The organism is Bacillus swezeyi (assembly GCF_001969815.1).
In the GTDB taxonomy this organism is placed as follows: domain Bacteria; phylum Bacillota; class Bacilli; order Bacillales; family Bacillaceae; genus Bacillus; species Bacillus swezeyi.
The window spans coordinates 1-20,336 of the sequence record NZ_MRBK01000008.1 but is presented as its reverse complement, the minus strand read 5'-3'; the positions used below and the strand labels follow the sequence as shown (position 1 = coordinate 20,336).

The following is a 20,336-nucleotide window of genomic DNA, read 5'->3' as shown; positions in this document are numbered from 1 at the left end:
GTGCGTTAAAAGAACAAAATCATAACATGGCGGTGTAGCTCAGCTGGCTAGAGCGTACGGTTCATACCCGTGAGGTCGGGGGTTCGATCCCCTCCGCCGCTACTTTTATCAAGGCCCGTTGGTCAAGCGGTTAAGACACCGCCCTTTCACGGCGGTAACACGGGTTCGAATCCCGTACGGGTCATCTTAAAAACCGGTTTCTTATGAAGCCGGTTTTTTTGTTTCGGAAAAAATGCAAAATAACGAGAATCGACTCGACTTATCAAGAGTGATTGAAGCTCCTTACAAAAACCGTCGAAGAGTTCTTTTAAATCGTTACCTTCTTTTGACAAAATCCTATTTCATCTTTCGCTATAATGGCAAGCAACGAATAAACGAGTGGGGGATGAGATCATGGAAAAAGCGGAAAGAAGGGTTAACAGCCCAATAGCAGGACCAGTTGTGCAAAAGATGTACTCATGGTTTGGCAAAATGACGAAGCTTATGATGCAGCATTTATATTCGCTCTTTTTCTATAAAGGGTTTATCTATATGATCATCGGTTTTTTATTGGGACGAGCCTTCATTCTGTCAGAGGTGATACCCTTTGCTCTTCCATTTTTCGGCGCGATGCTTTTAATCAAAAAAGACAAAGCTTTCTTGGCGTTTTTGGCGCTGCTTGCGGGGGCTCTGAGTATATCGCCCCAGCATTCCTTATTTGTGCTCGCAGCAATTGTTTCGTTTGCGATATGTTCAAAATTGACCTCTTTTATTATAAAGGATCAAGTCAGAACATTGCCCGTCGTTGTTTTTTTGGCAATGGCGCTGACAAGATGCGGGTTTGTTTACACACAATATGGAACGGTTTCAAGCTATCATTACATTATGGCTTTCGTTGAAGCCGGATTATCCTTTATTTTAACGCTGATTTTTTTGCAAAGCCTGCCGATTGTGACTTCAAAACGGGCCAAACAATCGTTGAAGATTGAGGAAATCATCTGCTTTATGATTTTAATTGCATCGGTTCTTACCGGATTAACGGGTGTTTCATTTCAAGGCATGCAGGCTGAACTGATATTGGCCCGTTATGTCGTGCTGACTTTCGCGTTTATCGGAGGTGCCAGCATCGGTTGTACCGTCGGGGTTGTGACAGGCTTGATCCTCAGCCTCTCAAATATCGGCAATCTATATCAGATGAGTCTGCTGGCTTTTTCCGGACTTCTAGGCGGTTTGCTAAAAGAAGGGAAAAAAGCGGGCGCGGCGGTCGGCCTTTTGATCGGATCTTTGTTGATTTCTCTTTATGGCGGGGGTTCCGCAGAACTTGTACCAACGCTTTATGAATCCTTGATCGCGATCGGTCTGTTTCTTTTAACACCGCAGTCGATTACGAAAAAAGTGGCCAAATATATACCGGGTACGGTCGAGCACGCGCAAGAGCAGCAGCAATATGCAAGAAAAATCCGAGATGTCACCGCCCAAAAAGTCGATCAATTTTCAACCGTGTTTCATGCTTTATCTGAAAGTTTTACCACATTTTATCATTCTGTTCCTGATGAGGAAGGGAAAGAAAAAGAAATTGACCTGTTTTTAAGCACGGTTACAGAACATTCCTGCCAATCTTGCTATAAGAAAAACAAGTGCTGGGTACAGAACTTTGATAAAACATATGATTTGATGAAACGGGTTATGCAAGAAACAGAGGAAAAGCAATATTATCAAAACCGCAGGCTGAAAAAAGAATTCAATCAGCACTGTTCTAAATCAAAACAAGTTGAAGCGCTGATAGAGGACGAGCTGACAAACTTTAGAGCCAATCAGACGTTGAAGCAAAAGGTGCATGACAGCAGACGTCTTGTAGCAGAACAGCTTCTCGGTGTATCACAGGTGATGTCTGACTTTTCTCGGGAAATCAAAAGGGAACGGGAGCAGCACTTTATCCAGGAAGAACAAATTAGGGAAGCGCTGCAGCATTTCGGCATAGAAATACAGCAAGTCGAAATCTACAGTCTAGATCAGGGGAACATCGATATTGAAATGAGTATTCCGTACTGCAACGGACATGGAGAATGTGAGAAAATCATTGCCCCGATGCTGTCTGATATTTTGGAGGAGCAAATCATCGTAAAGGCTGAACAATGTGCCGGCCACCCGAACGGATACTGTCATGTCGCTTTCGGATCTGCAAAATCCTACCGTGTTGTGACAGGGGCGGCTCACGCGGCGAAAGGCGGGGGCCTCGTCTCCGGAGACAGCTATAATATGATGGAACTCGGAGCAGGCAAATATGCAGCCGCTATCAGCGATGGCATGGGAAATGGCGCCAGGGCGCACTTTGAAAGCAATGAAACGATCAAGCTTCTTGAAAAAATCCTTCAGTCAGGCATTGATGAAAAGGTCGCAATTAAAACCATCAACAGCATCCTTTCATTAAGAACGACGGATGAGATTTACTCGACGCTGGACCTATCTATTATTGATTTGCAAGATGCCAGCTGCAAATTCTTGAAAATCGGTTCGACGCCAAGTTTTATTAAGAGATCAGATCAGATCATCAAAGTTCAGGCCAGCAATTTGCCGATCGGTATCATTACCGAGTTTGATGTCGATGTTGTCAGCGAACAATTAAAAGCTGGAGACATTCTGATCATGATGAGTGACGGAATCTTTGAAGGGCCGAGACATGTAGAAAATCATGATCTTTGGATGAAGAGAAAATTGAAGTCGCTTAAAACAGAGGACCCTCAGGAAATCGCCGATTTGATCATGGAAGAGGTCATTCGGACAAGGTCGGGTCTGATTGAGGATGATATGACGGTGATCGTCATAAAGATAGATCATAATACGCCAAAGTGGGCGTCGATTCCGGCCCCCGCTTTTTTCCAAAAGAATCAAGAGATTTCTTAGCTCTCGTATAAATCAAATTTCTTCTGGCGATGATGGAATTAAATAAAGATATCTTTGTCCAGGAGGAATAAAAACATGAAAAAGGGGCACTTGAATCAAATCCTGCTTATTACGGACGGCTGTTCGAACCGCGGTGAAGATCCGCAGGCGATGGCAGCCTTTGCAAAAGAGCAGGGGATTACCGTAAATGTCATTGGGATTATGGAAGAAAATGCGATGGATCAAGATGCGATGAAAGAAGTTGAAGGCATCGCTCTCGCTGGAGGCGGGGTTCACCAGGTTGTTTATGCTTCACAGCTGTCACAGACGGTACAAATGGTGACGAAAAAAGCAATGACACAAACCCTTCAGGGTGTGGTCAACAATGAGCTTAAACAAATTCTCGGCAAGCATTCTGAAATGGATGAACTGCCCCCTGATAAACGAGGAGAAGTCATGGAAGTCGTGGATGAACTTGGAGAAACTGTTCATTTACACGTCTTGGTTCTTGTCGATACGAGCGCAAGCATGAATCCAAAGCTCCCGACAGTCAAAGAAGCATTGATTGATTTGTCCATCAGTCTGAACTCAAGAATCGGTGAAAACGAATTTGCCATGTTTATATTTCCCGGGAAAAAACAAGAGGTTGAACTTGTGCTGGATTGGACGCCGAAGTTTGAATCTCTTTCCTCGATATTTTCCAAACTGGCGGCCGGAGGAATCACGCCGACAGGACCGGCAATCAGAGAGGCGATACAGCATTTCAATAAAATCGGCTCAAGAAGGGGCATGTTAGAAGATGATGAAAGACGCTTCGACGAGTTTGGCGGATAGTTTAAAGCCGGGTTCAGCCGTAGTTGGGAAATGGAATAATCATTCCTACAGGATCATCAGACAGCTTGGAAAAGGGGCTAATGGCGTTGTTTACCTGGCCGATTCAAAAAAAGGCCGCGTGGCACTCAAGGTGAGTGATGACAGCCTGTCGATTACCTCGGAAGTGAATGTTCTGAAATCCTTCTCAAAGGCCCAGGCAAGAGCAATGGGGCCTTCTTTTTTTGATGTGGACGACATGACAGTGTCCAATACCGGAAAGAAGCTCTCATTTTATGTAATGGAATATATTGAGGGGCCATTGCTTTTGTGTTATATCAACGAGAAAGGAGAGGAGTGGATTCCGGTATTGATCAGCCAGCTTTTATCAAACTTATCCATCATTCATCGCGAAGGATGGGTGTTTGGAGATTTAAAACCCGAAAACTTGATCGTGACGGGACCTCCGGCAAGGATTCGCTGTATTGATGTCGGCGGGACGACGAAAGAAGGCCGGGCCATCAAGGAATACACTGAGTTTTTTGACAGAGGATACTGGGAATGCGGAACTCGCAAGGCTGAACCTTCATATGATCTGTTTTCCGTGGCCATGATTATGGTGAATTGCGTGACAAAGAAAGAATTTAAGAAAACAAGCAAACCGATGGATCAGCTTTTGTCGGTCATCGACAGCCACCCGTTTTTGACGAAATATAAAGCGGTTTTATTATCGGCTTTAAAAGGAAGATACAATACAGCGGATGAAATGAAGGCTGACTTGCTTGAGGCGGGCCGCCCGAGCCGCCGTCAATCGAGAACCGCCCGTCCATCTTCAATACCGGCCTCGTCGCAAGGGACGGGACAAAGGAGGCGGACGGCGCCTCAGCAGCGGTCGAGAAGCGGTCGCAAGGTGCGGAAAAATCATCAAAAATCCGGCGGCATCTTTGAGACGCTGCTGATCGTTGTGAGTGTGCTTGCCCTTTATTTCGCCTATATCGTGCTCTTTTTTATTTGAGACATCACAAGGGTGATAGCTCTTCTTTGCAGGGACTGATTGAAAGTGTTAGGATTATTTATATCTTTTGAAAATCACCCTGCTCTTAGTGGGAGGACATTGTGAAAAGCATAGAAGATTTTATTGAAAAATACGAACTGGCTTTTGATGGGGCAACGATCATCGCCGGCGTCTCCGGCGGACCTGATTCCATGGCTCTGCTTCATGCATTACATCATAAGATTCCCGGCACTGCGATACTCATTGCCGCACATGTCGATCATCAGTTCAGAGGCGAAGAGTCTGAAAAAGATATGCGTTTTGTGCAGGAATATTGCGTAGCAGAGGGCATTCGCTGTGAGGCGCAGCAAATTGATGTTCAAAAGTATGCGTCCGAAAAAAGTCTTAATAAACAGGCGGCCGCAAGAGAATGCAGATTCCAGTTCTTTAAGGAGCAAATGAAAAATCATCAAGCGAAATATTTGGCCCTTGCTCACCATGGTGATGATCAGATCGAGACAATGCTGATGAAATTGGCGAAAGGCACCATCGGTATGGGACTTGCCGGTATTCAGCCGAAGCGCCGTTTTGATAACGGATGGCTGATCAGGCCGTTTCTCGGGCTTGCCAAAGAAGATCTTTTGGCTTACTGCAAAGAGAATCATGTACCGTTCAGGACGGATCCGAGCAATGATCAGGATGATTATACACGGAACAGATTCAGACACCATGTTCTCCCTTTCTTAAAGAAAGAGTCGGAAGATGTCCATAAACGGTTTCAATCCGTCAGTGAATCGCTGACTGAGGACGAATTATACTTGCAGGCATTAACAAAAGAGAAAATGAATACAGTAATCACAAGCAAGTCAAGTTCCGGTGTGAAAATCAGCGTCAAGCACCTTCTTGAGCTCCCTATGCCTTTACAAAGAAGGGGAGTTCAACTAATATTAAACTATCTTTATGAAAACGTTCCATCTGCGTTTTCAGCCCATCATATTAAGGTGTTTCTGGAATGGATTTCAAAAGCGGATCCTTCCGGTTCTCTTGATTTCCCAAATGGGCTAAAAGTGGTTAAATCTTATCATACATGTTTGTTTACATTTCAGCGTGTGCAATGTGAAAATATTTCCTATCATTATGAAATAAGCGGTGCAGAAGAAGACCTGATGCTTCCTAACGGTTTTTCCCTTCATGTGAGCAGACAAGGTTCAGCCCCTGTGCCCAATGGAAATGAAGTTTTTGCAACAAGTCCGCAGCAGGTTCATTTCCCTCTCTATGTCCGGACAAGGCAAAAAGGAGACAGAATCAAACTTAAAGGGATGAACGGCTCAAAAAAGGTAAAAGATATATTTATTGATGAAAAAGTGCCTCTTGCAAAAAGAGACAGCTGGCCCATTGTTACAGACGCGATTGGACGAATTGTCTGGATACCTGGTCTGAAAAAAACCATTTTTGAGGAACTTGATGTTACAAACAATGATCGCATTGTATTACAATATAGACAGCATGAAAAGTGTAGGGGGCTAGCAAAGAATGAAACAGGATATTGAAAATATCTTGATCTCTGAAGAAGAGATCCAAAAAAAAGTCAAGGGGCTCGGCGCAGCGTTAACAGAAGAGTATAGCGGCAAGTTCCCGTTGGCCATCGGTGTGTTAAAGGGAGCCATGCCGTTTATGGCCGATCTTTTGAAGCATATTGATACATATTTGGAAATGGATTTCATGGATGTATCAAGCTATGGCAATTCCACGGTTTCTTCCGGTGAAGTCAAAATCATTAAGGATTTGGATACATCAGTAGAGGGCCGTGACATCTTAATTATTGAAGACATCATCGACAGTGGGCTGACTTTAAGTTATCTTGTAGAGCTTTTCCGATACCGCAAAGCAAAATCGATTAAGATTGTGACCCTTCTTGATAAGCCGAGCGGACGTAAAGCAGATATCAAAGCGGATTATGTCGGCTTTGAAGTTCCCGACGCTTTCGTTGTGGGATACGGCCTTGATTATGCAGAACGCTACCGCAATCTTCCGTATATCGGAGTACTCAAACCAGCGGTTTATGAAAGCTGATATGAGGCTTGTCTGCAAAAGGGATATCTGTTGTATTGGAACGATTTTCTATGATACTATTGAACATAGTTGTGCTTACTGTGGGAGGAGGTAAGGAATGAATCGGGTCTTCCGTAATACCATTTTTTATTTACTTATTTTATTAGTTGTGATCGGAGTTGTGAGCTACTTCCAAACCGCAAATCCGAAAACCGAAAATATGACGTACAGTGACTTTGTTTCAAACCTTGAAAACGGGAAGGTTGAAAATGTGTCCATCCAGCCTGTCAGGGGTGTTTATGAGGTCCGCGGACAGCTGGCGAACTATGAGAAAGACCAGTATTTTCTGACTCATGTTCCTGAAGGAAAAGGGGCAGATCAGATTGTTGACGTTGCTAAGAAAATGAAGGTGCAGGTTGAACCCGCACAGGAAACAAGCGGATGGATGACATTCTTTACCACCATCATCCCTTTTGTTATTATCTTCATTCTTTTCTTCTTCCTGCTTAATCAGGCTCAAGGCGGCGGCAGCCGTGTCATGAACTTCGGTAAAAGCAAGGCTAAGCTTTATACAGAAGAAAAGAAACGAGTCAAATTCAAAGATGTGGCAGGAGCGGATGAGGAAAAGCAAGAGCTTGTTGAAGTCGTTGATTTCCTGAAAGATCCCCGCAAATTTGCTGAACTCGGGGCAAGGATCCCGAAAGGTGTTCTTTTGGTCGGGCCTCCGGGTACAGGTAAAACATTGCTTGCAAAAGCTTGTGCCGGTGAAGCGGGCGTACCTTTCTTCAGTATAAGCGGATCTGACTTCGTTGAAATGTTCGTCGGGGTCGGTGCTTCACGTGTGCGCGACTTGTTCGAAAATGCCAAGAAAAATGCGCCGTGTCTGATTTTCATCGATGAGATCGATGCAGTCGGGCGTCAGCGTGGTGCAGGTCTTGGCGGCGGACATGATGAACGTGAGCAGACGCTGAACCAGCTTCTCGTTGAAATGGACGGATTCAGCGCGAATGAAGGGATCATTATCATTGCTGCGACAAACCGCGCGGATATTTTAGACCCTGCATTGCTGCGTCCGGGACGCTTTGACCGTCAAATTACAGTTGACCGTCCTGATGTCAAAGGTCGTGAAGCTGTACTTCAAGTGCATGCGAGAAACAAGCCGCTTGACGAAGCTGTCAACTTAAAATCGATTGCGATGAGAACGCCTGGATTCTCTGGTGCGGATCTTGAAAACCTTTTAAATGAAGCGGCTCTTGTAGCAGCCCGTCATGATAAAAAGAAAATCGATATGCGCGACATTGATGAAGCGACAGACCGTGTCATCGCAGGACCTGCCAAGAAAAGCAGGGTGATTTCTAAAAAAGAACGCAATATCGTTGCATACCATGAAGCCGGACACACCGTCATCGGACTCGTCTTGGACGAAGCGGATATGGTGCATAAAGTAACGATTGTTCCCCGCGGCCAAGCGGGCGGATATGCCGTTATGCTTCCTAAGGAAGACCGTTATTTCCAAACGAAACCTGAACTTCTCGATAAAATTGTCGGCCTGCTTGGAGGCCGTGTAGCTGAGGAGATTATATTCGGTGAAGTCAGCACGGGAGCCCACAATGACTTCCAGCGTGCAACAAGTATTGCAAGACGAATGGTTACTGAATTTGGAATGTCTGAAAAACTCGGTCCTCTTCAATTCGGACAGTCGCAAGGCGGCCAGGTGTTCTTAGGCCGCGACTTCAACAATGATCAGAACTACAGCGATGCGATCGCGTATGAAATCGATAAAGAAATTCAGCACTTCATTAAGGATTGCTATGAACGTGCTAAAACAATCCTTACCGAAAATCGCGATAAGCTTGAGCTGATAGCCCAAACATTGCTGGATGTCGAAACGCTCGATGCTGAGCAAATCAAGCATTTGACTGAACACGGAAAACTGCCTGACCGTACTTATGAAGATGAGCAAGAGAAAAAAGACGATGTAAAAGTAAACATCAACAAAAGAGAAGATGAAGAAAGAAAAGAGGATAACCAAGAGTAACCCTGTCCCTTTTCGATTCTTTTAAAGAAAACTGCCAAGCTTGCGCTATTTGGCAGTTTTTCTTATTTATTGCCTTCTTCAGGAGCCGCTTTGGCGAATTTCTTCCTGCCGGTTTGATTCGTTTACAAACGGAATCGGCATCGTGTATTGTATGATGGTAGAATGTTTTATGTCCAAGTAAGAGAAACTAGTCAAAAGTGGTGATCAGATGTTACTTGTTATAGATGTGGGAAATACAAATACCGTTATTGGTATATATCACGACGGTGAGCTTGAATATCACTGGCGGATCGAAACAAGCCGCCATAAAACCGAAGATGAATTCGGCATGCTCCTTCGTTCTTTATTCGATTACGTGGGGCTAATGTTTGATCAAATTGAAGGAATTATTATTTCATCAGTTGTACCCCCGATCATGTTTTCCCTTGAAAGAATGTGTACAAAATATTTTCAGATCGAGCCGCAGATTGTCGGTCCCGGAATGAAAACAGGATTAAATATTAAATACGATAATCCGAAAGAAGTTGGGGCGGATCGGATTGTGAATGCAGTCGCTGCGATTCACCTCTACGGCAGCCCGCTGATCGTCGTTGATTTTGGAACCGCTACAACGTACTGTTATATTAACGAGCGCAAGGAATACATGGGCGGAGCGATCGCACCGGGGATCACGATATCGACAGAAGCCCTTTATTCAAGAGCCGCAAAACTTCCTAGAATTGAAATTGCGCGGCCGGATAACATCGTCGGCAAAAGTACGGTCAGCGCTATGCAATCCGGAATTCTTTACGGCTATGTCGGACAAGTTGAAGGGATTGTCAAACGGATGAAATGGCAGTCCAAACAAAACCCGAAAGTCATTGCAACAGGCGGTCTGGCATCCTTGATTGCAGATGAGTCCGACTGTATTGATGTTGTTGATCCGTTTCTCACCTTAAAGGGGCTTGAGCTGATATACGAACGGAATCGCGTTGAAAGTGTATAGGAGGATGACTATGGATTATTTAGTAAAAGCCATTGCATATGACGGCAAAGTCCGGGCATATGCAGCAAGAACAACAGAAACGATTCATGAAGCGCAAAGAAGGCACAATACATGGCCGACTGCTTCTGCTGCATTAGGCAGGACGATGACGGCAGCCGTAATGCTCGGTGCCATGCTTAAAGGCGAAGACAAGCTTACCGTTAAAATTGAAGGCGGCGGACCGATCGGAGCTATTGTCGCAGATGGAAACGCAAAGGGAGACGTAAGGGGATACGTATCTAACCCGCACGTTCATTTTGACTTAAATGAGCATGGAAAGCTCGATGTCAAAAGGGCCGTCGGAACGTCAGGAACATTGAGTGTTGTCAAAGACCTTGGTTTACGCGATTTATTTACGGGTCAAGTTGAGATCGTTTCCGGGGAAGTCGGCGAGGATTTTACATATTATCTCGTGTCTTCCGAGCAAGTCCCTTCTTCTGTCGGCGTCGGTGTGCTCGTCAATCCTGACAATACGATTTTGGCGGCCGGCGGATTTATTATTCAGCTACTGCCGGGGACTGATGATGAAACGATTACAAGACTGGAAACAAACCTTTCTCAAGTGGAACCGATTTCCAAGCTGATTCAAAAAGGTCTGACACCTGAGGAAGTGCTGAGCGCAGTCTTGGGAGAAGATCCGGAAGTACTGGAAACCGTTCCTGTCCGTTTTACATGCAATTGTTCAAAAGAGCGTTTTGCAAGAGGAATTATCGGTCTCGGCAAACAGGAAATTCAAGCCATGATTGACGAAGATGGAAAAGCCGAGGCGCAATGCCATTTTTGTAATGAAACGTATTTGTTTACAAAAGAAGAGCTTGAAGCGCTAAGAGATGAAATATAATGCCCGCTATCCATTAGCGGGTCTTTTACGATGGGGAAAGGAGAGAAAGCGATTTTGAAATCAAGAACACTATGGCCCATTATATTGGGCGCCATTTTCGTCAATTGCATTGTGATTGCATACGTCCTTACAAAATCACAGACCGCTTCCACTTCAGCGGCTCAAGAAGTGATCGCCGACATCGGGAAAAGCGGCATCACGCGTGAAGAATGGCTGAGTGAAATGGAAGAGCGCTACGGTAAAGCGACATTGGAGGATATGATCAATGATCGCGTCGTCACCCAGCTGGCTGAAAAGAATAACATCAAGGTTTCTGATGATGAGATCGACAGGGAGTTTCTTCTGATCAAAGCGGTTTATAATTCCTTTTATGAAGACGAAGACACGACGGAAAAGGAATGGAGAGATCAGATCAGGCATAACATACTTCTTGAAGAACTGCTGACAAAAGATATCGTCATTTCCGAAAGCGAATTAAAATCCTTCTATGAGAAAAATAAGGATTTATACAAGTTTGACGACTCTTACCGTCTGAAGCATATTGTGGTAAAAGATAAAGATGAGGTTGAACAGGTTTTAAAGGAATTAGAGGGCGGATCAAGCTTTGAAGCGGCCGCCGCTGAACACTCAACCGACAGGTACACGGCTCCTTATGGCGGAGACCTGGGATTTGTCAATGATCAGAACGAAAACATTCCGCCGGAATATTTGCAAATGGCCGAACATTTAAAAGAAAATCAGTGGGTGGATGAACCGATTAAAACAAGCCAAGGATATGCGATTATCCAGCTGGAGGAAAAGCTTAGCGGCCGGACTTTCACTTTTCGTGAAGTGAAGGATCAAATCAGAAGGCAGATTGCAATGGATCAGCTGGGTGACAGAGCTTCAGTCAAAACGCTTTGGAAAGATGCAAAAGTATCGTGGTTTTATGACGATAAAAATAAAGATTGACAAAATATTTTGATATTGATAAATTATATATAATCCCAATAAAATTACTCGGAAATTGAGGTGTTCAAATGGTTCGCGTTGCAAACTCTGTCTACGACTTAATCGGAAACACACCTGTCGTTAAATTAAATCGTCTAGTTGATGAAAACAGTGCTGATGTTTATGTAAAACTTGAGTATATGAATCCCGGAAGCAGCGTAAAAGACCGGATTGCGCTTGCGATGATTGAAGACGCCGAAGAAAAAGGCCTTCTAAAAGAGGGAGATACACTGATTGAACCAACAAGCGGAAATACAGGCATCGGGCTTGCTATGGTGGCTGCCGCAAAAGGCATCAAAGCAATCCTCGTTATGCCTGATACAATGAGCTCTGAGCGCCGCAACCTTCTTCGCGCTTATGGAGCGGAGCTTGTGTTGACACCGGGTACTGAAGGAATGAAAGGCGCCATTAAAAAAGCTGAGGAGCTGGCTGAAGAAAACGGCTACTTTATGCCGCAGCAATTTAACAACCTTGCGAATGTGGAAGTTCACCGCCGCACGACAGGCCAAGAAATCGTTCAACAATTTGGAGATGGGCTTGATGCGTTCGTCGCAGGTATCGGAACGGGCGGAACCATTACAGGAGCCGGAGAGGTTCTGAAAGAAAAAAATCCATCCATTAAAATATTTGCGGTTGAACCGACAGATTCTCCGGTTCTTTCCGGGGGAAAACCAGGTCCGCATAAAATTCAAGGAATCGGAGCAGGATTCGTTCCTGAAATTCTGAATACGGATATTTACGATGAAATTGTCAAAGTGAAAAATGAAGAAGCCTTTGAATTTGCCCGTAAAGCTGCAAGAGAAGAAGGGATTCTCGGAGGAATTTCTTCAGGAGCGGCGATCTATGCTGCCGTTCAAGTTGCGAAAAAGCTTGGAAAAGGCAAAAAAGTGCTTGCTGTCCTTCCTAGTAATGGAGAAAGATACTTAAGCACGCCTCTTTATCAATTTGAATAGACACGGGAAAAGGCCGGGGCTGTCGACAATGTCGACGGCCTTTTGTTTTTACCTGAGGCGTCGGTCTTCTTTAAAAACGGTGTCCTTGAGTGAAATGCTCAAGGGCTTTTTATATATTGGAAATGAAATTCTCTTTTCCTAGAAAAAAGATTTGCATTACAATAAGGACAATAGAAAACGGCAGAGGAATGATAGAATGACACAACGAAGGCCATTAGCTAGAACGATCCCCTTTTCCCATGAGCGCTTTTTAAAACAGTATGAACGTCTTTCTAAAGATAAAGAACACCATGTTCTTTTGGAAAGCGCCAGAGGCGGCGAATACAGTATTGCGGGGCTTGATCCTGTCGCCGTTGCAAAGGGGAAAGACGGAATCACCACGATTCATTATAAAGGGGAAACATTATTTAAAGAGGGAGATCCGTTTTTACAATTTACCCGGTGGTTTCAAACATTGAAAACGGAGACGGTTGCAGATTTTCCCGATTTTCAGGGAGGGGCTGTCGGTTTTTTAAGCTATGATTATGCCCGCTATATTGAAAAATTTAAAATTCTGTCTATCGATGATCTGCAAACGCCTGACTTATTCTTTCTCGTGTTCGATGATTTAGCTGTCTACGATCATGCGAATGAAACGCTTTGGCTGATCACGCACAGCGCGGAGAAAGGGCTCTCTGATGCAGAAGAAAAACTGAGTCAGCTTGAACATGTATGGAAATTTGAAGACCCTGAAACGGCAGAGCATGGAGGGCCGGCAGACGATAAAGACGCTTCGTTTGCCCCATCCTTTACAGAAGCAGGTTTCTCACAGGCCGTCGAAAAAATAAAGCAATACATCGCCAGCGGTGACGTGTTTCAGGTGAATCTTTCTGTGCGGCAGTCTGAGCAGCTCTCGGCGGCGCCTTTTGACGTATATAAAATGTTAAGAAAAGTAAACCCTTCGCCTTACATGGCATACTTGCAAACCCCTGATTTTCAAGTGATTTGCGGGTCGCCTGAACTGCTCATTAAAAAGAAAGGAACCCTTCTTGAAACGAGACCTATCGCAGGGACAAGATCCCGAGGCGCTGATGAAGCGGAAGATGAGTCGCTCGCAAATGAATTGATCATGAATGAAAAAGAACGGGCTGAACATGTGATGCTTGTTGATTTAGAGCGGAATGACCTTGGCAGAGTATCGAAGTACGGATCTGTACGTGTCGATGAATTCATGGTGATTGAAAAATATTCACATGTGATGCACATTGTTTCAAATGTGTGCGGAGAAATAAAAGAAGAATGTGATGCTGTTGATGTTATCCACGCCGTATTTCCGGGGGGAACGATCACGGGAGCACCGAAGGTCAGAACAATGGAAATTATTGAGGAGCTTGAGCCGACGAGGCGAGGGCTTTATACTGGTTCTATAGGATGGTTCGGATATAATCAAGATATGCACTTTAATATCGTCATCCGAACAATTTATGTCAAAGCAGGCCATGCATTCATGCAGTCTGGAGCAGGAATCGTTATTGATTCAAACCCTAAGCATGAGTACAAGGAATCATTGAAAAAGGCCATTGCGATGACAAAAGCGCTGCAGTTGAGTGAAGAAGAGAAAAAAGAGCAGAGGAGAGCTGAGATATGATTTTGATGATCGACAATTATGATTCGTTTACTTACAATTTGGTTCAGTATTTAGGTGAGCTCGGAGAAGAATTGGTTGTAAAACGCAATGATGAAATTACAGTGGCGGAAATAGAAGATATGTCTCCTGACTTTCTCATGATTTCGCCAGGTCCGTGCAGTCCTGATGAAGCGGGAATCAGCCTTGAAGCCATCCGCTATTTTGCCGGGAAGATTCCAATTTTCGGTGTCTGCCTCGGACATCAGTCGATCGCCCAGGTTTTCGGAGGCGACGTGGTCAGGGCAGAGCGTTTGATGCACGGGAAAACGTCCGGCATTTCTCATGACGGATCAACGGTTTTTAAAGGTTTGGAGAATCCGTTGACGGCTACAAGGTACCATTCACTTATTGTCAAACCGGAGACCCTGCCGAGCTGCTTTATCAAATCCGCCTGGACAGAAGAAGGAGAGATCATGGCCATCAGGCATAAAGAATTGCCGATCGAAGGCGTACAGTTCCATCCGGAATCCATCATGACATCCTTCGGTAAAGAAATGCTCAAAAACTTTATTGAGTCTTACCGAAAGAAAGTGAACGCATGATCATTTATCTGAACGGTCAATATGTAAAGGAGGAAGAAGCAAGACTTTCTCCTTTTGACCATGGTTTTTTATATGGAATCGGCGTTTTTGAAACATTTCGCCTTTATGAAGGGAAGCCTTTTCTGCTTGAATGGCATATGGAAAGGCTTGAGAAAGCATTAGGTGAGCTGAAAATAGAGACGGCCCTGACGCAAAGCGATGTACTCGCTGTGCTGGACAAGCTGCTCGAAATAAATCAGCCGCCAAATGGAGATGCGCGAATCAGGCTGAATATATCAGCCGGGCCCGGCGGACCGGGACTTTTTCCAAATTCGTACAAAAAACCCGGCATCATGGTGATAATGAATGCTTTTCATCCGGCGTCTGTTCCCGCTGAAAAGGAAGGGGTCGTTTTGCAAGTCCGCAGAAATACGCCTGAGGGTCCATTCCGCCTGAAATCTCATCATTTTTTAAATAACCTGTACGGAAAACGAGAGTTGGGAAATGAGCCGGATAAAGAAGGGATTTTTCTGACGGACGGAGGAGCTGTTGCCGAGGGAATCATTTCCAATCTTTTTTGGCAAAAAGACGGGTGTGTGTATACTCCTTCATTGAAGACCGGCATTTTAGGCGGTGTGACAAGGCGTTATCTAATCGAGCGTCTCAAACATATGGGAGTTGAAGTCAAGCAGGGAGAATATCCATTGGAGCACCTTCTCCATGCGGATGAAGCCTGGATGACCAATTCCGTTCAGGAAATCGTCCCACTCCGGAAAATCGGCGGTGCCGCATTCCCGGGAAAGGATGGAAGCCTGACAAAAAGTCTGCAAGAGGTATACACTAACGATAGACAAGCAACAAAAGACTATAATTGATCTAAAGGGTGAAGGATATGGCGCTGCAAACAACGGTTCGGCCAAAGCGGCTGATTGCAAAACAACACAAGTTGTCATATGAAGACAAGACATTGATTATGGGGATTTTAAACGTCACTCCGGATTCGTTTTCAGACGGTGGAAAATATAACAGTATAGATCGCGCCGTGATTCATGCAAAGCAGATGATAGAAGACGGCGCCCATATCCTTGATATCGGAGGAGAATCAACAAGACCCGGAGCGGAAAAAGTTTCTGTTGATGAGGAGCTTGCCAGAGTTATTCCTGTCATTGAAAAGCTTGCACAGGAAATCGATGTGCCGATTTCTGTCGACACATATAAGGCACAGGTGGCAGAAGAAGCCGTTAAAGCCGGGGCTTCCATTATCAATGATGTATGGGGGGCTAAAGCTGATCCCGAAATGGCTCCGGTCGCGGCCGCGCATGATGTACCGATTATCTTGATGCATAATCGCCCTGAGCGAAATTATACAGATTTAATACCGGACATGTTGTCTGATCTGATGGAATGCGTGAGCGTTGCGAAGTCAGCTGGAGTACAAGAACACCGCATCATCCTTGACCCCGGTATCGGCTTTGCCAAAACATATCAGGACAATCTTGCGGTCATGAATCAGCTTGAGCGGTTCAGCGAGTTTGGCTACCCGGTTTTATTGGGAACCTCGCGCAAGAAATTTATCGGACGCGTCCTGGATCTTCCTCCTGAGGAGCGGGCGGAAGGCACGGGTGCGACAGTATGCCTCGGCATCCAAAAGGGATGCGACATTGTCAGAGTCCATGATGTTAAACAAATCTCGAGAATGGCGAAAATGATGGATGCAATGATTGATAAAGGGGGCGTTTATCATCGATAAAGTATATGTAGAGGGTATGGAATTTTACGGATACCATGGGGTTTTTCAGGAGGAAAACAAACTTGGCCAGCGGTTTCGCGTCGATTTGACGGCATCTTTGGATCTAAGTGAAGCGGGGAAGACCGACAATATTGACACGACCATTAATTACGCAGAATTGTATAAGGTTTGCAAAGAGGTCGTAGAAGGAGAGCCGGTCAACCTTGTTGAAACCCTTACAGAAACCATCGCCGAAAAAGTGCTGAAGCAATTTGAAGCGGTTCAGGAATGCACGGTTAAAGTGATAAAGCCGGATCCGCCGATTCCCGGACATTATAAATCCGTAGCCATAGAGATGACGAGAAAGCGAAAATGAAACACACGGCATATATAGCGCTGGGCTCGAATATCGGCTCGCGGGAAGAATATTTAAAAAAAGCTGTCGCTCTCCTTCATCAACATCCATCTGTGACGGTTACAAAGGTTTCGTCTATCTATGAAACAGATCCAGTCGGATACACAGATCAGGATCCATTTTTAAACATGGCTGCTGCCGTTAAAACGTCGCTCTCCCCATTTGAATTGCTTGATTTGACTCAGCGTATCGAGAATGAACTCGGCCGGACGCGTAACATCAGGTGGGGGCCGAGAACGGCAGACCTTGACATTTTGCTGTATAATCGTGAAAATATTGAGACAGAGCAACTCATTGTTCCCCATCCGAGAATGCATGAACGTTTGTTTGTACTCGTCCCGCTGCTGGAGATTTATCCGGACTATGAGGGGTCTGTAGATCATGCGAAAAATCAAGAAGGTGTAAGAGTATGGAAGCAGAAATCTGGGGTAGACGAATTCGTGCGTACAGAAAGCTGAAAGGTTATACTCAAGAAGGGTTTGCCAAAGCTCTGGGTATGTCCGTTTCTGTGCTGGGCGAAGTAGAACGGGGAAATCGAATGCCGTCGGAAAGCATGCTTAGAGATGTAGCCAATACTTTAAATATAACAGTGGAGGAATTATCTCCACCAGAAGAATAAGAAAGGAGGACAAAAAATGTTTAAAATCGGTGATATCGAATTAAAAAACAGAGTGGTGCTGGCGCCGATGGCCGGAGTATGCAATTCCGCTTTCCGTTTAACTGTTAAAGAATTTGGAGCGGGATTGGTATGTGCTGAAATGGTCAGTGACAAAGCCATTCTTTACAATAACGCCAAAACGATGGGCATGCTTTACATCGATGAACGGGAAAAGCCGCTGAGCCTGCAAATTTTCGGCGGTGAAAAAGAAACGCTCGTCGAAGCCGCAAAATTCGTTGACCAAAACACAACTGCTGATATTATTGATATTAACATGGGATGTCCGGTGCCAAAGATTACAAAATGTGATGCGGGGGCCAAATGGCTGCTTGATCCAAATAAAATTTATGAGATGGTTTCTGCTGTGGTTGATTCCGTCGATAAGCCCGTCACCGTTAAGATGAGGATGGGCTGGGATGAAGACCATATATACGCTGTTGAGAATGCGAGAGCTGTTGAACGCGCTGGCGGAAAAGCGGTGGCTCTTCATGGAAGGACTCGCGTGCAAATGTATGAAGGAACGGCGAACTGGGATATCATCAAAGAAGTGAAGCAGTCTGTTTCAATACCTGTTATCGGAAACGGCGATGTTAAAACCCCTCAAGATGCAAAGCGCATGCTTGATGAAACAGGAGTCGACGGTGTGATGATCGGCCGTGCAGCTTTAGGAAATCCTTGGATGATTTACCGTACGGTTCACTATCTGGAGACAGGCGAATTGAAAGATGAGCCGAAAGTGCGTGAAAAAATGTCCGTCTGCAAACTTCACCTTGACCGTTTAATCGAACTAAAAGGAGAAAATGTGGCGGTTCGTGAAATGAGAAAACACGCAGCCTGGTATTTAAAAGGCATAAGAGGAAACGCAAAGGTCCGGAATGAAATCAACCATTGTGAAACGAGAGATGAGCTCGTTCAGCTTTTAGATGCGTTTACGATTGAAGCCGAGGCAAAAGAGCTTCAGGATGTAAAAGTAGGATAAATCCGACCTCTGCTCACTGCCAGTTTTAACTGGCAGTTTTTCTGCTTTTTTCCTGAAAGACTAAAAGTAACGGAGTGATATATGATGAGTCATGAAGAGCATAACCATGAAGAATTAAATGACCAGCTGCAAGTCAGACGAGACAAAATGAATCAATTAAGAGAAAGCGGCAAGGACCCTTTCGGCGAGCGTTTTGAACGCTCCCATCAATCCGCTGAACTAATTGATTTGTATAATGAGTACACAAAGGAAGATTTAGAAGAGAAAGCAATCGAAGTAACGATTGCAGGCCGGATGATGACAAAGCGCGGCAAGGGAAAAGCCGGGTTTGCACATATTCAGGATTTAAAAGGCCAAATCCAGATATACGTGAGAAAAGACAGCGTCGGAGAAGAACAGTACGAATTGTTTAAAGGCTCTGACCTGGGGGACTTAATTGGTGTTACAGGCGTTATGTTCAAAACGAAAGTCGGCGAGTTGTCTGTTAAAGCAACATCATTTGATCTTTTAACAAAAGCTCTTCGCCCGCTTCCTGACAAATACCATGGCTTAAAAGACATAGAACAGCGCTATCGGCAGCGTTATTTGGATTTGATCGTGAATCCCGAAAGCAAAAATACATTTATTACGCGCAGCAAAATCATTCAATCAATGAGAAGATACCTGGATGATCACGGATACTTAGAGGTTGAAACACCTACAATGCACGCGATTCCTGGGGGAGCGTCCGCCCGCCCATTCATCACTCATCATAATGCGCTCGATATGCCGCTTTACATGAGAATCGCGATTGAACTCCATTTGAAAAGGCTGATTGTCGGAGGGCTTGAAAAAGTCTATGAAATCGGACGCGTATTCCGGAATGAAGGAGTGTCTACGCGGCACAACCCTGAATTTACGATGATCGAACTTTATGAAGCTTATGCTGACTATAAAGATATTATGAGCTTAACGGAAAACCTCATCGCTCATATTGCTGAAGAAGTGCTGGGCACTACAACTGTTCAATATGGAGATGATGAAGTCGATCTTAAACCCGAGTGGAAGAGGCTTCATATGGTGGATGCCGTTAAAGAAGCAACAGGTGTCGACTTCCGGAAAGAAGTTTCGGTGGAGGAAGCAAGAGCATACGCTAAAGAGCACAATGTTGAAATTTCTGAAAGTATGTCAGTGGGACATATTATAAACGAATTCTTCGAACAAAAGGTTGAGGAAACTTTGATTCAGCCAACCTTTATATATGGACACCCTGTAGAAATTTCGCCGCTAGCTAAGAAAAATCCTGAAGACCCTCGCTTTACAGACCGTTTTGAGCTGTTTATTGTGGGGCGTGAGCATGCAAATGCATTTACTGAACTAAATGACCCTATTGATCAAAAAGAGCGCTTTGAGGCGCAATTAAAAGAACGTGAAGAAGGAAATGATGAAGCTCATATGATGGATGAGGACTTTGTCGAAGCATTAGAGTATGGAATGCCTCCTACCGGCGGTTTAGGAATCGGCATTGACAGGCTTATTATGCTTTTGACGAATTCACCTTCAATCAGGGACGTTTTATTATTCCCGCAAATGAGACATCGTTAAGAGCTTCGGGCAGCAGCTGCAATATAAACGGCAGCTGCTTATTTAAAAACAAATTTTATTTTTTCTCAAAAAAGTATTGCGCAATCATAAATACGGTGGTATATTATTATTCGTTGCCGCAAAAACGGCGATGAAACAAAATAAGAACTTAGAAAAAAGTTCTTGACTTTATATTGAGGATTAGATATAATATAAAAGTCGCTTTAACAATGATCTTTGA

The 20,336-nt window shown here is 44.6% G+C and carries 19 protein-coding genes and 2 tRNA genes; all 21 read left to right on the top strand.

Going from position 1 to position 20,336, the window contains the following annotated elements; genetic code table 11:
* Positions 1-28: 28 nt before the first annotated feature.
* The 21 genes from BTA30_RS09420 to lysS all read left to right on the top strand — a co-directional run bounded on the left by BTA30_RS09420 (position 29) and on the right by lysS (position 20,116).
* Positions 29-102: transfer RNA gene (locus tag BTA30_RS09420), tRNA-Met, on the top strand.
* Positions 103-112: 10 nt separating this feature from the next.
* Positions 113-184: transfer RNA gene (locus BTA30_RS09415), tRNA-Glu, on the top strand.
* 209 nt (positions 185-393) lie between these two features.
* Entirely contained in the window at positions 394-2,883 is a 2,490-nt protein-coding gene (gene spoIIE, locus BTA30_RS09410; RefSeq protein ID WP_076761004.1) for a stage II sporulation protein E, read from the top strand.
* A gap of 54 nt (positions 2,884-2,937) precedes the next feature.
* Positions 2,938-3,696, top strand: a complete 759-nt coding sequence (locus tag BTA30_RS09405; RefSeq protein WP_275666987.1) for a VWA domain-containing protein — start codon at positions 2,938-2,940, stop codon at positions 3,694-3,696.
* Positions 3,662-4,687 carry a serine/threonine protein kinase PrkT gene (gene prkT / locus BTA30_RS09400; RefSeq protein ID WP_076761002.1) on the top strand — a complete coding sequence of 342 codons (1,026 nt, stop codon included), beginning with the start codon at positions 3,662-3,664 and terminating at the stop codon, positions 4,685-4,687. Before BTA30_RS09405 ends, prkT begins: the two co-directional genes overlap by 35 nt.
* Before the next feature lie 101 nt (positions 4,688-4,788).
* Complete coding sequence (tilS, locus tag BTA30_RS09395; protein ID WP_076761001.1) at positions 4,789-6,216, top strand: tRNA lysidine(34) synthetase TilS; 1,428 nt, start codon at positions 4,789-4,791, stop codon at positions 6,214-6,216.
* Entirely contained in the window at positions 6,200-6,739 is a 540-nt protein-coding gene (gene hpt, locus BTA30_RS09390) for a hypoxanthine phosphoribosyltransferase (RefSeq protein ID WP_076761000.1), read from the top strand. The genes tilS and hpt overlap by 17 nt, the downstream gene beginning before the upstream one ends.
* A 97-nt stretch (positions 6,740-6,836) precedes the next feature.
* On the top strand, positions 6,837-8,756 hold the full coding sequence (gene ftsH / locus BTA30_RS09385) for an ATP-dependent zinc metalloprotease FtsH (RefSeq protein WP_076760999.1): 1,920 nt from the start codon (positions 6,837-6,839) through the stop codon (positions 8,754-8,756).
* Positions 8,757-8,964: 208 nt separating this feature from the next.
* Positions 8,965-9,741, top strand: coding sequence for a type III pantothenate kinase (locus tag BTA30_RS09380; protein WP_076760998.1), 777 nt, complete (start codon positions 8,965-8,967; stop codon positions 9,739-9,741).
* A gap of 10 nt (positions 9,742-9,751) precedes the next feature.
* Positions 9,752-10,621: an Hsp33 family molecular chaperone HslO gene (gene hslO / locus BTA30_RS09375; RefSeq protein WP_076760997.1), complete on the top strand. Its 870-nt coding sequence runs from the start codon at positions 9,752-9,754 to the stop codon at positions 10,619-10,621.
* Positions 10,622-10,675: 54 nt separating this feature from the next.
* Positions 10,676-11,572: a peptidyl-prolyl cis-trans isomerase gene (locus BTA30_RS09370; protein WP_076761041.1), complete on the top strand. Its 897-nt coding sequence runs from the start codon at positions 10,676-10,678 to the stop codon at positions 11,570-11,572.
* A gap of 68 nt (positions 11,573-11,640) precedes the next feature.
* Positions 11,641-12,564, top strand: a complete 924-nt coding sequence (gene cysK, locus BTA30_RS09365; protein WP_076760996.1) for a cysteine synthase A — start codon at positions 11,641-11,643, stop codon at positions 12,562-12,564.
* A 196-nt stretch (positions 12,565-12,760) separates the two neighbouring features.
* Entirely contained in the window at positions 12,761-14,191 is a 1,431-nt protein-coding gene (locus BTA30_RS09360; protein WP_076760995.1) for an anthranilate synthase component I family protein, read from the top strand.
* Positions 14,188-14,772, top strand: a complete 585-nt coding sequence (pabA, locus tag BTA30_RS09355) for an aminodeoxychorismate/anthranilate synthase component II (protein ID WP_076760994.1) — start codon at positions 14,188-14,190, stop codon at positions 14,770-14,772. Before BTA30_RS09360 ends, pabA begins: the two co-directional genes overlap by 4 nt.
* Positions 14,769-15,626 (top strand): aminodeoxychorismate lyase, encoded by an 858-nt coding sequence (pabC, locus tag BTA30_RS09350; RefSeq protein ID WP_076760993.1) that lies wholly within the window; start codon positions 14,769-14,771, stop codon positions 15,624-15,626. The genes pabA and pabC overlap by 4 nt, the downstream gene beginning before the upstream one ends.
* A 17-nt stretch (positions 15,627-15,643) precedes the next feature.
* On the top strand, positions 15,644-16,501 hold the full coding sequence (gene folP / locus BTA30_RS09345) for a dihydropteroate synthase (protein ID WP_076760992.1): 858 nt from the start codon (positions 15,644-15,646) through the stop codon (positions 16,499-16,501).
* A complete protein-coding gene (gene folB, locus BTA30_RS09340; RefSeq protein WP_076761040.1) occupies positions 16,494-16,856 on the top strand; it encodes a dihydroneopterin aldolase in 363 nt (120 codons plus the stop codon). The genes folP and folB overlap by 8 nt, the downstream gene beginning before the upstream one ends.
* Complete coding sequence (folK, locus tag BTA30_RS09335) at positions 16,853-17,353, top strand: 2-amino-4-hydroxy-6-hydroxymethyldihydropteridine diphosphokinase (RefSeq protein ID WP_076760991.1); 501 nt, start codon at positions 16,853-16,855, stop codon at positions 17,351-17,353. Before folB ends, folK begins: the two co-directional genes overlap by 4 nt.
* A complete protein-coding gene (locus tag BTA30_RS09330) occupies positions 17,305-17,514 on the top strand; it encodes a helix-turn-helix domain-containing protein (protein ID WP_076760990.1) in 210 nt (69 codons plus the stop codon). Before folK ends, BTA30_RS09330 begins: the two co-directional genes overlap by 49 nt.
* A gap of 16 nt (positions 17,515-17,530) precedes the next feature.
* Complete coding sequence (dusB, locus tag BTA30_RS09325) at positions 17,531-18,532, top strand: tRNA dihydrouridine synthase DusB (RefSeq protein ID WP_076760989.1); 1,002 nt, start codon at positions 17,531-17,533, stop codon at positions 18,530-18,532.
* Between the two features lie 84 nt (positions 18,533-18,616).
* Entirely contained in the window at positions 18,617-20,116 is a 1,500-nt protein-coding gene (gene lysS, locus BTA30_RS09320; RefSeq protein ID WP_076760988.1) for a lysine--tRNA ligase, read from the top strand.
* The last annotated feature ends 220 nt before the right edge of the window (positions 20,117-20,336 follow it).